General features: G+C 75.2%; 12 protein-coding genes. 8 read left to right on the plus strand and 4 right to left on the minus strand.

Going from position 1 to position 13,687, the window contains the following annotated elements; all coding sequences use genetic code 11:
* Positions 1-208: 208 nt before the first annotated feature.
* Positions 209-1,438 carry an MFS transporter gene (locus AC5L36_RS25385; RefSeq protein WP_441221027.1) on the minus strand — a complete coding sequence of 410 codons (1,230 nt, stop codon included), beginning with the start codon at positions 1,436-1,438 and terminating at the stop codon, positions 209-211.
* A 57-nt stretch (positions 1,439-1,495) separates the two neighbouring features.
* On the opposite strand from AC5L36_RS25385, the gene AC5L36_RS25390 reads away from it, so the two are divergent.
* Positions 1,496-2,470: an ArsR/SmtB family transcription factor gene (locus AC5L36_RS25390; RefSeq protein WP_441221029.1), complete on the plus strand. Its 975-nt coding sequence runs from the start codon at positions 1,496-1,498 to the stop codon at positions 2,468-2,470.
* Here the strand turns inward: AC5L36_RS25390 and AC5L36_RS25395 are convergent.
* On the minus strand, positions 2,455-3,210 hold the full coding sequence (locus tag AC5L36_RS25395) for an SDR family NAD(P)-dependent oxidoreductase (protein WP_441221031.1): 756 nt from the start codon (positions 3,208-3,210) through the stop codon (positions 2,455-2,457). The two genes, AC5L36_RS25390 and AC5L36_RS25395, sit on opposite strands and share 16 nt — an antisense overlap.
* A gap of 16 nt (positions 3,211-3,226) precedes the next feature.
* Between AC5L36_RS25395 and hrpB the strand changes: the two genes are divergently transcribed.
* Positions 3,227-5,662 (plus strand): ATP-dependent helicase HrpB, encoded by a 2,436-nt coding sequence (gene hrpB / locus AC5L36_RS25400; RefSeq protein WP_441221420.1) that lies wholly within the window; start codon positions 3,227-3,229, stop codon positions 5,660-5,662.
* Here the strand turns inward: hrpB and AC5L36_RS25405 are convergent.
* The gene (locus AC5L36_RS25405) at positions 5,626-6,462 is read right to left on the minus strand and encodes an alpha/beta hydrolase fold domain-containing protein (RefSeq protein ID WP_441221033.1); all 837 of its coding nucleotides are present in this window, start codon (positions 6,460-6,462) and stop codon (positions 5,626-5,628) included. The two genes, hrpB and AC5L36_RS25405, sit on opposite strands and share 37 nt — an antisense overlap.
* Before the next feature lie 205 nt (positions 6,463-6,667).
* On the opposite strand from AC5L36_RS25405, the gene AC5L36_RS25410 reads away from it, so the two are divergent.
* The 6 genes from AC5L36_RS25410 to AC5L36_RS25435 all read left to right on the plus strand — a co-directional run bounded on the left by AC5L36_RS25410 (position 6,668) and on the right by AC5L36_RS25435 (position 11,941).
* Positions 6,668-7,969, plus strand: coding sequence for an NAD(P)/FAD-dependent oxidoreductase (locus AC5L36_RS25410; protein WP_441221035.1), 1,302 nt, complete (start codon positions 6,668-6,670; stop codon positions 7,967-7,969).
* Between the two features lie 2 nt (positions 7,970-7,971).
* The gene (locus AC5L36_RS25415; RefSeq protein ID WP_441221037.1) at positions 7,972-9,423 is read left to right on the plus strand and encodes a DHA2 family efflux MFS transporter permease subunit; all 1,452 of its coding nucleotides are present in this window, start codon (positions 7,972-7,974) and stop codon (positions 9,421-9,423) included.
* A 127-nt stretch (positions 9,424-9,550) separates the two neighbouring features.
* The gene (locus AC5L36_RS25420; protein WP_441221039.1) at positions 9,551-10,531 is read left to right on the plus strand and encodes a zinc-binding alcohol dehydrogenase family protein; all 981 of its coding nucleotides are present in this window, start codon (positions 9,551-9,553) and stop codon (positions 10,529-10,531) included.
* A gap of 45 nt (positions 10,532-10,576) precedes the next feature.
* Positions 10,577-10,999 carry a universal stress protein gene (locus AC5L36_RS25425; protein WP_441221422.1) on the plus strand — a complete coding sequence of 141 codons (423 nt, stop codon included), beginning with the start codon at positions 10,577-10,579 and terminating at the stop codon, positions 10,997-10,999.
* Positions 11,000-11,004: 5 nt separating this feature from the next.
* The gene (locus AC5L36_RS25430; RefSeq protein ID WP_441221041.1) at positions 11,005-11,136 is read left to right on the plus strand and encodes a hypothetical protein; all 132 of its coding nucleotides are present in this window, start codon (positions 11,005-11,007) and stop codon (positions 11,134-11,136) included.
* Positions 11,129-11,941, plus strand: a complete 813-nt coding sequence (locus AC5L36_RS25435) for an arginase family protein (RefSeq protein WP_441221043.1) — start codon at positions 11,129-11,131, stop codon at positions 11,939-11,941. Before AC5L36_RS25430 ends, AC5L36_RS25435 begins: the two co-directional genes overlap by 8 nt.
* A gap of 41 nt (positions 11,942-11,982) precedes the next feature.
* Here AC5L36_RS25435 and AC5L36_RS25440 read toward each other — a convergent pair whose 3' ends face one another.
* On the minus strand, positions 11,983-13,674 hold the full coding sequence (locus AC5L36_RS25440) for a sugar ABC transporter substrate-binding protein (protein ID WP_441221045.1): 1,692 nt from the start codon (positions 13,672-13,674) through the stop codon (positions 11,983-11,985).
* Positions 13,675-13,687: the final 13 nt, after the last annotated feature.

The following is a 13,687-nucleotide window of genomic DNA, read 5'->3' on the forward strand; positions in this document are numbered from 1 at the left end:
CGACAGCTGTGCGACACGCCGGGATGAGTGCGGTTGTGGGGCTACCGATCATCGACGCGGAGGGCGCGCTCGGCTTGGCCGCTGCCGGGCGGTGCGGCGGCCTGGACGCGGCACGCGGCCACGGTGGCGCCCGGCTGGGTCACCGACGCGGGCTGGCCGAGGGGGACGGAGCCACCAGGCCGTTGACGCGGGCCGGCCGCCGGCTCGGTCACGCGGCCCGGCGGGCGAGGGCCAGTGTGGACAGTCCGGCGGCGAGGAAGAGGGCGGCCAGCACGGCCCAGCCGCCGCGGCCGTGGTCGATCGCGGTCGTGGTGACGACCAGCGGGGCGAGCATCGAGCCCAGCGCCGCCCCGGTCTGGCTGACGCCCTGGTACGCGCCGGCGTTGTCCGGGTCGGCGAGCTCGAAGGCGAGCGTCCAGCTGCCCGCCTCGGAGAGGATCTCGGCGAGGCTGTGCGCCACGGTGGCCAGCGCCAGCACCGCCACGACGACCGCGACGCCGCCGGACGTGGCGGCCGAGTAGAGGGCGCAGGCCACGGCCAGCAGGGCGCCGGCGCGGGCGACCGAGCGGCCGGCCGCCGGCAGGTCGTGCGCGCGGCGGGCCGCCCAGACCTGGAGCAGGGACACCAGCACGGTGTTGACCGCCAGGAGCGCCGCGACGGTGACCGGCGGCGCCGCCGTCCAGCCGGCCACCCACAGGGGTACACCGACGGTCAGCATGCCGAACTGCATGGTCATGACCGCGTTGAGCGCGGTGGCGGCCAGGTACGTGCGGTCGCGGAGCGGGGAGCGGCGGGTGTGTTCCGCCGCGGGCGGGGTGACCTGGCCGGGCACCCTGAGCCGGCGCAGCGACAGCGCGGAGACGAACAGCAGGGCCGCGGTCGACGCCATCGCCAGCATGTACGCGGGCCTTGTGCCGACCGCGAGGGCGATGGCCGCGAGCCCCGTGCCGACGCCGATGAAGCAGTTCATGACCACGCGGAGGCGGGCCCGCACCTCGACCCGTTCCGGGCCGGTGAAGCTCTGGGCGATCATCGTGGACAGCGCGGTGCGCTGCATGGCCTGCTGGCCCACGGCCGCGCAGGCGACGGCGACGAACGCGACCGGCGTGCCGACGGTGAGGTAGGCGAGCAGCGCGACGGCCTGCCCGGCGGTGGCGACGACCAGGACCCGGCGGGCGCCGACGACGGCGGCCAGGTAGCCGGCGCCCAGCGACGCCGCGACGGCCACCGCGCCGGCGACCGTGAGCCCGAACCCGACCGTGGTCGGGGTGAGCCCTGCGACGCGGGTGAAGAACAGCGCGCTAACGCTGAAGAACACGCCCCTGGACAGGGCGGAGGACATCGTCGACCAGGTCAGCGCCCGGGCGACCGGGTCGTCGGGGCTCAGGGTCCGCCGGACCCAGCCCGCCGCCCGGGGAGGGCTCGCGACAAGAAGCACGCCGACAGTTGTCGCAGGTAACCGGCCGGCCGTACCAACGATGTAGCGTATTGCTTCATGATCCGGTACGAGCTTGTCGGCATGGACCTGGCCGACGTGCGGTTCGCGGTGTCGCCGCTCAACGAGCTCGTGCTGTCGTTGCGGGCCTGGCGCGACCCGGGCCGGTATCCGCTGCACCTGCGCTGGCTGCACGCCCTGCGGGAGGCGCGCGGCGACCTCGACGAGGCCACCCTGTCCGCGCTGACCAACGACCGGCTGTGGACCCCCGACTTCCTCAACCCGCGGCCGTACTCGCCGCTGACCCGCGTCGACGACGAGCTGGCCCGGATCGCCGGCACCGACCCGGAGACCGTGCGGCGCGACCTGCGGGCCGTGCACGGCGCCGGGCCGCTCCCGGCGCCGCTGCGCGGGTCCGCGGCGCGCGTGCTGAGCCGGGTGCTCGACGCGCTCGGCGAGTACTGGCGGCGCTGCTTCGAGCCGTACTGGCCACGGATGCGGGCACTGCTCGAAGGGGACGTCACCTATCGGGGACGGCAGATCGCGCAGCACGGGCTCGCGGCGATGTTCGCCGACCTGTCCGGCACGGTGCGCCTGGTCGGCAACGTGGTCGAGGTGCGCCTGCGCTCCAATGTGGACTATGCCCGCCCGACCACCGGCGGCCTCACCCTCGTGCCCACGCTGTGGACCACCAACGCGTCCACGCCGATCTCCGCGGACGAGCCACCGATGATCCTGTACGCCGCGCGCGGCATCGCCACCCTGTGGGAGCCGCAGGTGCTGCCGGCGCCGGACACGCTCGCCGCGATCCTCGGCGCCACCCGGGCCGGGCTGCTCGTCCACCTCCGGACGCCGGCGTCCTCCACCGAGCTGGCCACCCGGCTCGGCGTCACCACCACGGCCGTCAACCAGCACCTGCGCACCCTGCACGCCGCCGGGCTGCTGGTCAGCGCCCGGCACGGCCGCTCGGTGCTCTACCGCCGCTCCGCGCTCGGCGACCAGCTGGCCGGCGACGCGGGTCAGACCGTGGTGTAGCCGCCGTCGACGACCAGCACAGAGCCGGTCATGAACGCCGACGCGTCGCTGGCGAGGTAGATCAGGCTGGGCGCGATCTCCTCCGGCGTGGCGTACCGCCGCATGGGCACGTCGTCGATCCAGCGCTGGCGGAACTCCGGCCGGTCGACCGGCGCCATCTCCGTCTTGATGTACCCCGGCGCGAGGGCGTTGACCCGGATGCTCAGCGGCGCCCACTCGGCGGCCAGCGACTTGGTCAGCTGGTGCACCGCCGCCTTGGAGGCGTTGTACGCCGGCTGCCACTGTGGACGGTTGACTATCAGCCCGGAGATCGAGCCGACGTTGACGATGGTGCCACCGCCGCGGCCGGCCATGTGCTTGCCGAACGCCTGGCAGCAGTGCCACACGCCGTTGACGTTGGTGTCGATGACGTCGGCCCAGTCGGCCTCGGTGACATCGAGGGCGGGCGCGTGTACGCAGGTGCCGGCGTTGTTGACGAGGATGTCCACGCCACCCATCTCGGCGGTGATCTCCGCCACCACCCGGTCGACGTCGGCGCGGCTGCGGACGTCGGCCTGGAAACCCCGGACGGTCGCCAGCTCGCCGAGCACCTCCGCGGTCTTGGCCGCGTCGCGGGCGACGATCGCGACCCGCGCGCCGGCCTGGGTGAGCGCGGCGGTGAACGCCCGGCCGAGCCCCCGGTTGCCGCCGGTCACGACCGCCACCTTTCCGGCGAGCCCAAACGCGTCAAGTACCGACATCACGTCCTCCAACACTCTGGTCCGGGACGCACCAGACTACGTGCGACAAGATGGCGGGGTGCTGCCCGTCGAGAAGGTGCTGCCCGCCATCGGCGATGCCTTGGACCGGGCCGGCGCCGCCGCGCTCGTGGCCCCGCCCGGCACCGGCAAGACCACGGTCGTGCCGCTGGCGCTCATGGAACGCTTCCCGGGCCGCGTCGTGGTCGCCGAGCCGCGCCGGATCGCGGCTCGCGCGGCGGCGCGCCGGATGGCCGACCTGCTCGGCGACCGGGTGGGCGGCCGGGTCGGCTACACCGTGCGCGGCGACCGCCGGGTCGGCGCGGCGACGAGGGTGGAGGTGGTCACCACCGGGGTGCTCGTCCGGCGGCTCCAGCGCGACCCCGACCTGCCCGGCACCGGCGTGGTGATCCTCGACGAGTGCCACGAGCGCCACCTCGACTCCGACCTGGCGCTCGCGTTCTGCGTCGACGCGCGCGCCACGCTCCGGCCCGACCTGCTGCTGCTCGCCACCTCGGCGACCGCCGACGTCGAGACCGTGGCCCGGGCGCTGGGCACCGACGAGGTCGTCGTCGCCGAAGAGGCCCTGCATCCCGTGGAGGTGGTGTGGGCGCCGCCGACCCGGCCGGTCGACGCGCCGCACGGGCTGCGGGTCGACCCGCGGCTGCTCGACCACGTCGCCGCCGTCGTACGCCGGGCGCTGGCCGAGCACGACGGCGACGTGCTGGTGTTCCTGCCCGGCGCGGGCGAGATCGCGGCGGTCGCCTCCCGGCTGCCCGGCGCGCCCGTACAGACCCTGCACGGGCGCCAGGACGCCGCCGCACAGGACGCCGTGCTCCGGCGGGGCACCGGCCGCCGCGTGGTGCTCGCCAGCGCGGTCGCGGAGAGCAGCCTGACCGTACCCGGCGTCCGGGTCGTCGTCGACGCCGGCCTGAGCCGGGTGCCGCGCACCGACCACGCCCGCGGGCTGGGCACGCTGGCCACCGTGCCGGTGTCCCGGTCGACCGCGGAGCAGCGGGCCGGCCGGGCCGGGCGGGAGGCGCCGGGCGTGGTGTACCGCTGCTGGTCGCCGGCCCAGCACGACCGGCTGCCGGCCCAGCCGGAACCGGAGATCGCGGTGGCCGACCTGACCGGCTTCGCGCTCGACCTGGCCTGCTGGGGCGACCCGGACGGCGCCGGGCTGGCGCTGCCGGACCGGCCACCGGCGGGCGCGCTGCGGGCCGCGACGCAGACGCTGCGCGCGCTCGGCGCCGTCGACCCCGGCGGCCGGGTCACCGCGCGCGGGCGGGCCATCGCCGCCGTCGGCGCGCACCCGCGGCTGGCCCGGGCGCTGCTCGACGGCGCCCCGGCGGTCGGCGCCGACCGCGCCGCGCGGGTCGTCGCGCTGCTCACCGAGCCGAGCGGCAGCGAGGAGGACGTGGTCGCCGCGTGGCGCCGGCAGGGTGTGAACGCGGAGGTGCGCCGCCTGCGCGCCGAAGCCGGGGACTGGCCGGAGACCGACCTGCCCGACGATCTCGCCGCCGGTCTGGTGGTCGGCCTGGCGTACCCGGAAAGGCTCGCCCGAGCCCGGCAGGCCGGCGGCCGGGCGTACCTCATGGTCGGTGGGACCGCCGCGGACCTGGCGCCGGGGTCGGCGCTGGCGGGCGCGGCCTGGCTGGCCATCGCCGCCGCGGACCGCGACCCGGGCCGGCCCGCCGCCCGGATCCGGATGGCCGCCGCCATCGACGAGGCCACCGCGCGGGTGGCCGGCGCCGACCACCTGGCCCGCGGCGAGGAGGTGGCCTGGTCCGGCGGCGACGTGGTGGCCCGCGCGTTCGAACGGCTCGGCGCGGTGACGCTCGTCGAACGCCCGCTGCGCGACCCGGACCGTGCCGCGCTCGACCGCGCGCTGCTGGACGGCCTGCGCCGGGAGGGCCTGGCGCTGCTGCGGTGGGACCGCGAGGCGCGGGCGCTGCGCGAGCGGCTCGCGTTCTGCCGGCACGCGCTCGGCGACCCGTGGCCGGACGTGTCCGACGAAGCCCTGCTCGCCACCGCGGAAGAGTGGCTCGGTCCGGAGCTGCACGGTGCCCGCCGCCGCGCCGACCTGGAACGCGCCGACGTCGCCGCCTCGCTGCGCCGGCTGCTGCCCTGGCCGCAGGCCGCCGCGCTGGACCGGGTCGCGCCGGAGCGCCTACCGGTACCCGGCGGGTCGCGGCCGCGGCTGGACTACACCGATCCGCGGGCACCCGTGCTGGCGCTGCGCGTGCAGGAGGCGTTCGGGTGGCGGGAGGCGCCGGTGATCGCGGACGGGCGGGTGCCCGTGCTGCTGCACCTGCTCTCGCCGGCGCGCCGGCCGGTCGCGGTCACCCAGGACCTCGCGTCGTTCTGGCGCACCGGGTACCCGCGGGTGCGGGCCGAGCTGCGCGGCCGGTACCCCCGTCACGCCTGGCCGGAGGACCCCACCGCGGCGGGTTGACCGGGTTTGAGCACGTCGTCGAGGAAGTCGATGGACGCCTCGATCAGCGCGGCCACGTCCGGCGCCCCCCGGAAGATGTGGTCGGCGCCCGGCACCGGGTGGAGGTCGCAGCGCACGCCGTACGCGTGCAGCACCGCGGCCAGGTGTTCGCTCTGCGAGTACGGCACGATCTTGTCGTCCGTGCCGTGCACGCACAGGAACGGCGGGGCGTCCGCGTGGGCGTGCTCGGCCGGGCTGGCCAGCGCCGCCAGCTCGCGCAGCTCGGCCGGCTGGCCGCCGAGCAGCTGTACCTCCGGGTCGTCGTCGCTCAGGCGGACTGTGTGGATCATGTCCGAGACGCCGTACCAGTCGACGACCGCCTGTACCGCGGTGGAGACGCCGGCGTCGCCTTCCAGCCGGGGATCGTCGGAGTCCGCGGTCAGCCCGGCCAGCGCGACGAGGTGGCCGCCCGCCGACTCGCCCCACAGCGCGAACCGGCCCGGATCGAGACCGAAGTCTCCGGCGTGCCCCCGAAGCCACCTGATCGCCGCCTTCAGGTCGTGGAGCTGGGCGGGAAACGTGGCCTCGGCCGAGAGGCGGTAGTCGACGCTCGCCACCGCGTACCCGCGGCGCTGGATCCGGTCGAAGAAGCCGAGCGGCAGGTAGGTCTCGGGGAGGGTCTTGCGGTCGCCGTTGCGCCAGGCGCCGCCGTGCACCCACACGACAAGCGGCCAGGGGCCCTCGCCGGCGGGCAGGTACAGGTCGAGGCGGAGGGGCCGGTAGCCGGAGATGTCGGCATAGACGAGGTTGGCGTGCGTCACACCCGGAGCGTAGCGAGGTTTTCCACTCACCCACCCGGGTAAGCGGAGCCCGGGCTCGCTTCTAGCGTCCCCTGCCGACCGGGCCCCGCCTGGCGCCCCCGGGGAGGAAGTCGGACCGGGCGGAAGAGCCGCCCGCCCGACCGTTCGGCGCCACACTATGAGGTAACCCGAGCAGGCCACCGTCAAACCAACGAGAGGCGGATCAATGGCTCGTCCACGGATCGTCATCGTCGGGGCCGGGTTCGCCGGCTACCACTGCGCGCGAAAGCTTGCCCGGCTGGCGCGGGGAGCGGCCGACATCACGCTCCTCAATCCGACCGACTACTTCCTCTACCTGCCGCTGCTGCCGGAGGTGGCCGCCGCCGGCCTGGAGGCGCGGCGGATCACCGTGTCGATACCCGGCACGATCGGCCGGGGCGTGCGGCTGGCGCTGGGCAAGGCGACCGAGATCGACCTCGACGGGCGGCGGGTGCGCTACACCGACCCCGAGGGCGGCGCGGGCGAGCTGCCGTACGACCGGCTGGTCCTCGCCGCCGGCAGCGTCAACAAGCTGCTGCCGATCCCGGGCGTGGCCGAGCACGCGCACGGGTTCCGCGGCATCTTCGAGGCGCTGTACCTGCGCGACCACGTCACCCGCCAGGTCGAGCTCGCCGACGCGACAGACGACCGGGCGGAGCGGGCGGCGCGGCTGACGTTCGTGGTGGTCGGCGCCGGCTACACCGGCACGGAGGTGGCCGCGCACGGCGCGCTGTTCACCCGCGACCTCGTCGCCCGCCATCCGCGCCTCGCCGACGCCCCGGTGCGGTGGCTGCTGCTCGACGTGGCCGGCCGGGTGCTGCCGGAGCTCGACGAGCGCCTCTCCCGCACCGCCGACCGGGTGCTGCGCGAGCGCGACGTGGACGTGCGGATGGGCACCTCGGTCAAGGAGGCCACGCACGACGGCGTGCACCTGAGCGACGGCGGGTTCATGCCCAGCCGCACGCTCGTGTGGTGCGTGGGTGTGCGCCCCGACCCGCTCGTCGAGGGCCTCGGCCTGGCCACCAACAAGGGGCGGCTCGTCGTCGACGAGTACCTGGCGGTGCCCGGCCGTCCCGAGGTGCTCGCCTGCGGCGACGCGGCGGCGGTGCCCGACCTCACCCGGCCCGGCGAGATCACCGCGATGACCGCCCAGCACGCCGAGCGGCAGGGCAAGCTCGCCGCGCGCAACATCGCCGCCTCGTACGGCAAGGGCAGGCCGCGCGCGTACAAGCACCACGACCTCGGCTTCGTCGTCGACCTGGGCGGCGTGCAGGCGGCGGCCGACCCGCTCGGCATCCCGCTCGGCGGTCCGGTGGCGAAGGCGGTGACCGCCGGCTACCACCTGCTGTCGATGCCCGGCAACCGGGTGCGCACCGCCGCCGACTGGGCGCTCAACGCCGCGCTGCCCCGCCAGACCGTCCAGCTTGGACTGGTCCGCGCCCCGGCGGTTCCGCTGGACACGTCGAAGCCGGAGGCCCGTACCATGTGATCATGGTGCGGTACGCGGAGGCCGCCGGCCGGTGGGTGCTGTTCGCGACCGTGCTCGGCTCGGGTCTCACATTCCTCGACGCCACCGTGGTCAACATCGCGTTGCCCCAGATCGGCGACGACTTTGGCGCCGGCGCGGCCGCTCTCCAGTGGACGGTCAACGGCTACACGCTCAGCCTCGCCGCGCTCATCCTGCTCGGCGGCTCGCTCGGCGACCGGTTCGGCCGGCGGCGGATGTTCGTGATCGGCACCGCCTGGTTCGCCGTCGCGTCGTTGCTGTGCGGCATCGCGCCGAACGTGGAGACGCTCATCGCCGCCCGCGTCCTCCAGGGCGTGGGCGGCGCGCTGCTGACGCCCGGGTCGCTCGCGATCCTGGAGGCCTCGTTCGAGAAGGACGACCGGGCCAAGGCGATCGGCGCGTGGTCCGGCATGGCGGGCGTGGCCGGCGCGATCGGCCCGTTCCTCGGCGGCTGGCTGATCGAGGCGGCCTCGTGGCGGCTCGTCTTCCTGATCAACGTGCCGCTCGCCGCGTTCGTCATCTACGTCGCGCTCCGCCACGTGCCCGAGTCGTCCAACCCCGCCGCGGCCCGCCGTTTCGACGTCGCCGGGTTGGTCACCGGCGCGGCCGGGCTCGCCGGCCTCACCTACGGTTTCACCGCGTGGGCCGCCGACGGCCCCGGCTCGCCGGCCGTGCTCGGCGCGCTCGCGCTCGGCGTGGGCGGGCTGGCCGCGTTCCTGGTCGTGGAGCGGCGGTCCAGCGAGCCGATGCTGCCGCTGGAGCTGTTCGCCATCCGCCCGTTCACGGCCGCCAACCTCGTCACGTTCGCGGTGTACGCGGCGCTCGGCGGGGTGTTCTTCCTCGTCGTGCTCAACCTTCAGGTGGTCGCCGGCTACAGCCCGCTCGCCGCCGGCACCGCGCTGCTGCCGGTCACCGCGCTGATGCTCGTGCTCTCCGCGCGGGCCGGCGCGCTCGGCCAGCGGATCGGCGCGCGCATCCCGATGACCGCCGGGCCGCTCGTGTGTGCCGGCGCGCTCCTGCTGCTGTCCCGGGTGGGCGCGGACGTCTCGTACGCCGTCGACGTGCTGCCCGCCGCGATCCTGCTCGGCCTCGGCCTGTCGCTGACCGTCGCGCCGCTCACCGCGACCGCGCTCGGCTCGGTGCCCGAGCGGCACGCCGGCATCGCCAGCGGCGTCAACAACGCGGTCGCCCGCGCCGCCGGCCTGCTCGCCGTCGCCACGCTGCCGCTCGCCGCGGGTATCGGCACCGGCAGCCTCACCGACGCGGGCGACCTCGCACCCGTGTACCGCGACGCGATGCTCATCTGCGCCGGCCTGCTGGTGCTCGGCGCGGTGGCCGCGGCGGTGTGGGTGCCGGCGAGGGTGAGACGCGAGTCCGAGGTGCCGGTCCATTGCGGCGTTACCGGCCCGGCGCCCCACGTCGCCGCGAGACAATGAGCGAGTGAGTTGGCGCGGCGGCGTCTGGACGGAGCCGCCCCGCCGACGAAGTCGGGGTTTCGGGGTGGCGGAGGAAGACGTCGCCTTCAGCGCCGCACGAGCGAGCGAATCAGGAGGCAGAGCCGTCATGCTCGCCTGGGAGGTGCGACGGCCGGGGATCCGCGCGGTGGTCCGGCCCGTCCCGGAGCCGGCGGCGGGGGAGTTGCTTCTGCGGGTACGGGCGAGTGCCGTCTGCCGCACCGACCTGCACGTGGCACAGGGCGACCTGCCCACGCACCGCCCCGACGTGGTCCCCGGCCACGAGGTCGTCGGCGAGGTGGTCGCGCTCGGCCCCTCGGTCGAGGGCTTCACCGAGGGGGAGCGGGTCGGCGTCGCCTGGCTGCGGCACACCTGCGGCCGCTGCGTGTACTGCCGGCGCGGCGCGGAGAACCTGTGCCCCGAGTCGCGGTACACCGGTTGGGACGCCGACGGCGGGTACGCGGAGTACGCGGTCGCGCCCGCCGCATACGTATACCGGCTGCCGCCGCGTTACCCCGACACGGAGGTCGCGCCGCTGCTCTGCGCCGGCATCATCGGCTTCCGCGCGCTGCGCCGCGCCGCCCTGCCGCCCGGTGGCCGCCTCGGCGTGTACGGCTTCGGCGCCTCCGCTCACCTCGCCACCCAGGTCGCCCTCGCGCAGGGCGCCACCGTGCACGTGCTCACCCGTTCGGCCGCCGCCCAGCGGCTCGCCCTCGACCTGGGCGCCGCGTCAGCTCTCGGCGCTCACGAGCGACCACCCGAGCCGCTCGACGCCGCGATCCTCTTCGCCCCGGTCGGCGACCTCGTGCCGGTCGCACTGGAGGCGCTCGACCGCGGTGGCACGCTCGCCATCGCCGGCATCCACCTCACCGGCATCCCGCCGCTCGACTACGAACGGCACCTCTTCCAGGAACGCCAGCTGCGCAGCGTCACCGCCAACACCCGCGAGGACGGCCGCGACTTCCTGGCCTTCGCCGCCGACCACCCGCTGAGCGTCACCACCACGCCGTACCCGCTGAAGGCCGCCGACACCGCTCTAGCAGACCTGGCCGCCGACCGGGTAAACGGAGCCGCCGTGCTCATCCCCTGACCGCCGACGATACTTAGGCGCGTGAGTCACGAGTTCGAGTACGGGATGGACGGTCCCAAGGTGCTCGTCGTGGGGGTGGACGGCTCGACCACCTCACTGCGCGCCGGCGCCTACGCCGCCGGCCTGGCCCGCCGCCAACGCTCCCGCCTCGTCGTCGTGTACGTCGCCCGCCCCGGCGCCTTCGTCGGCCTCGCACCGGGTGCGGCGGCGCTGGCCCGCGAGGCCGACCACGAGTTCGCCGAAGACCTGCGCCGCCAGGCCGAGGAGGCGGCCACGTCGGTCGGCCTGAAGATCTCGTTCCAGGAGGTCTACGGCGACCCGTACACCGAACTGGTCCGCGTCGCCGACGAGGTAGGCGCCGACGGCGTCATCGTCGGCGCCTCGATGCGCGCCGGCCACCGCTTCGCCGGCTCGCTCGCCATCCGCCTGGTCAAGACCGGCAAGTGGCCGGTCACCGTGGTCCCGTAACCGCCTTGTCGGACAATATGGCCGAGCTCACCACGCACCTGCGAGTGGGCGCCGCCGAGCCGCGACTGCTGCTCGACCCGCTCGCCCGCCGCGAACAGCTCGCCCGCCGCGAAGAAACAGAGACACCTCATGACTGACCACAGCACCGCCGGCACCTGGGATGTGATCGTCACACCCTGGCACCTCGACGAGCACATCCCGGCCTTCCCGATCCCCGCCACGGCGGCCGAGACGATCCGCCCGGCCCTCCCGGCCGGCCCCGTCCCCGCCCGGATGAGCCTGCTGCACCAGGCGGTAGCCGACGCGGTGGCCCGGGCCGCCAGGCCGCTGCTGCTCTCCGGTGACTGCCCCGCCGCCCGCGCGGCGGTAGCCGGGCTTCAGCGCCGCCACCGCGACCTGGCAGTGGTATGGCTGGACGCGCACGGCGACTTCAACACCCCGGCCATCACGGTCAGCGGCTACCTCGGCGGCATGGCACTCGCGATGCTAACCGGCCGGACACCCGGGCTGTTCGACGACGCGCTCGACCCGCGACCAGTCCCCGACACCAGCGTCGTGCTCGTGGACGCCAGGGATCTCGACCCCGCCGAGCGCGACGCGCTGACCGCCAGCCAGGTCCGCCGCGTGCCCGCCGACCCGGCCGCGATCACCGCCGCCCTCGACGCGCTCGGCCGCACGCCGGTCTACCTGCACCTCGACATCGACGTCGTCGACAGCGCGCAGCTGCCCGGCCTGCGCTTCCCCTCAGGCCCCGGGCCCTCCCTCACCCAGATCGAGGAATGCCTGGCCGCCGCCTGCGCCACCGCCGACGTGGCAGGCGCCGGTATCGCCTGCGCCTGGCTCCCCGATCGCGTCAACGACCAGACCACCCGCGAAGCGATCACCCGGCTCGTCGGAGCACTCGGCGCCGACCTGGCATGGCCCGAACCCGCCGCCCGCTGACCGTTCGTTCATGCCGGCGGGCCCGGTCGACCGGTGGTCGGTCAGCGGCGTGCTGTAGCGCCGTTGCCGGGCGGGCGTCTCGGTGCGGGGAGTTCGGCGGAGGGGAGCGCCTCCTGTAGGGCCGCGGCCAGGCGGCGTACCACCGGGTCCGGGTCGGCGCCGGCCACCAGCTCGACCTCGGCCTTGGCCAGCGCGGTCCACACCTGGCGCATCTCCGGCAGCGACGGCATGAGGTCGCCGGCGCGGCACTCGGCGTAGAAGTCGGCCATCGTGGGGTCGCGGGCGACCACCTCGTCCAGTGCCGTGCGCAGCGCGGGTGGGCGGGGCTGGATGTCGTAGAGGGACAGCGCCACGTCGGTGCGGGTCAGGTAGTGGGCGGCCAGGTCCTGGGCGATCGTCTTGTTGCGGCCGCGGCGGGTGAGGAAGAAGCCGTGCACCGACACGAACGGCCGTACCCGACCCTGGCCCTCGTACGGTGGCACCGGGCCCACCGCGAACCGTAGTCCGGCCTCGCGCAGGTCGCTGACCACGCGGGAGGCGCAGACCAGGTAGGGCGTGCGGCCGGCCTGGAAGAGCGCGGTGGCCCGCTCCTTGTCGATCTCCCGGCGGAGCACGCCGATGCCCTGCGCGCCCAGCTCGCGGAAGCGTTCGAACGCCCGGATCGTCTCCGGCGCGGTCACACCCAGCCGGCTCGGGTCGGGCCGGCCCTGCGCGCCGCGGCCGAACAGCCAGCCGCCGGCGGCGAGCAGCAGGGGGTACATGTAGTACGGGTCGCCGTCCGCGCCGACCTGCACGACCAGCGCCTCGTCGGCCCGCCCGGCCGCGCGCAGCGCCTCGCCGGAGGCGAGCAGTTCCTCGAACGTCGCCGGCTGCTCCGGCGCCAGGTCGGTGTTGCGCAGCAGCAGGGCCGTGTCGAGGGCGTACGGCACGCCGTACAGCTCGCCGTTCCAGGTCATGGCCTCGACCGCCTCGGGCAGGAACGCCTCCTGCCGCCGGTGGGACAGCGCGAGCGGCTCGATCAGCCCGCGCCGCGCCAGGTCGCCGACCCAGTCGTGTGGGCCGACCACCACGTCCGGTACCTCGTCGCCGTCGGTGCCCTGTACCAGCCGCTCCTGTAGCCGCTCGATCTGCTCGGTGTGGAAGCGCAGCCGCACGCCGTGGGTGGCGAGGAAGTCGGCGGCGAACGTGCGCAGCGCGTTGGCCCGCCGCTCGTCCGCCCAGATCAGCACCTCGGGGCGCAGCTCGGAGAGGCGGCCAAGCTGGTCGCGGATCCACCGCACGCCGGCCGAGTCGGTGAACGTCACCTCGACCCGGTAGTCGACCGCGTGCGAGCCGTCCGCGACGAGCCCGGTGCCCAGCTCGCTGGACTGGAACATCGGCTCGGCCGCCGGCGGCACGATCGGCAGGTCGACGCGTTCGCCGACGTTGGGGTCGTGGATGTCCACCACCGTGAGGCTGACCTGGTAGATCGGCGTCTCGGAGGCGTTGCGCACGAACGCGCCCCACCCGTCGAGGCCCCAGCCCCACCACGCCGACACCAGCGCAGCCTGGGTGCGCCGGACGAACGCCTCCTGCTGCCGGCGCGCCTCGGCCGCCACCTCGTCGCGCTGGGACTCGATCCGGTACACCCGCTGGGCGGCGAGTGCGGCGAGGCCCGCGAAGATCAGCGCCATGATCGTCGCGACCGAGGAGATCCAGGTGGGTACGTCGCCCCAGTCCGCTGCTACCACCACGCCTTGACTGTAG

The sequence above is a fragment of the Phytohabitans sp. LZ39 genome (genome assembly GCF_059359075.1).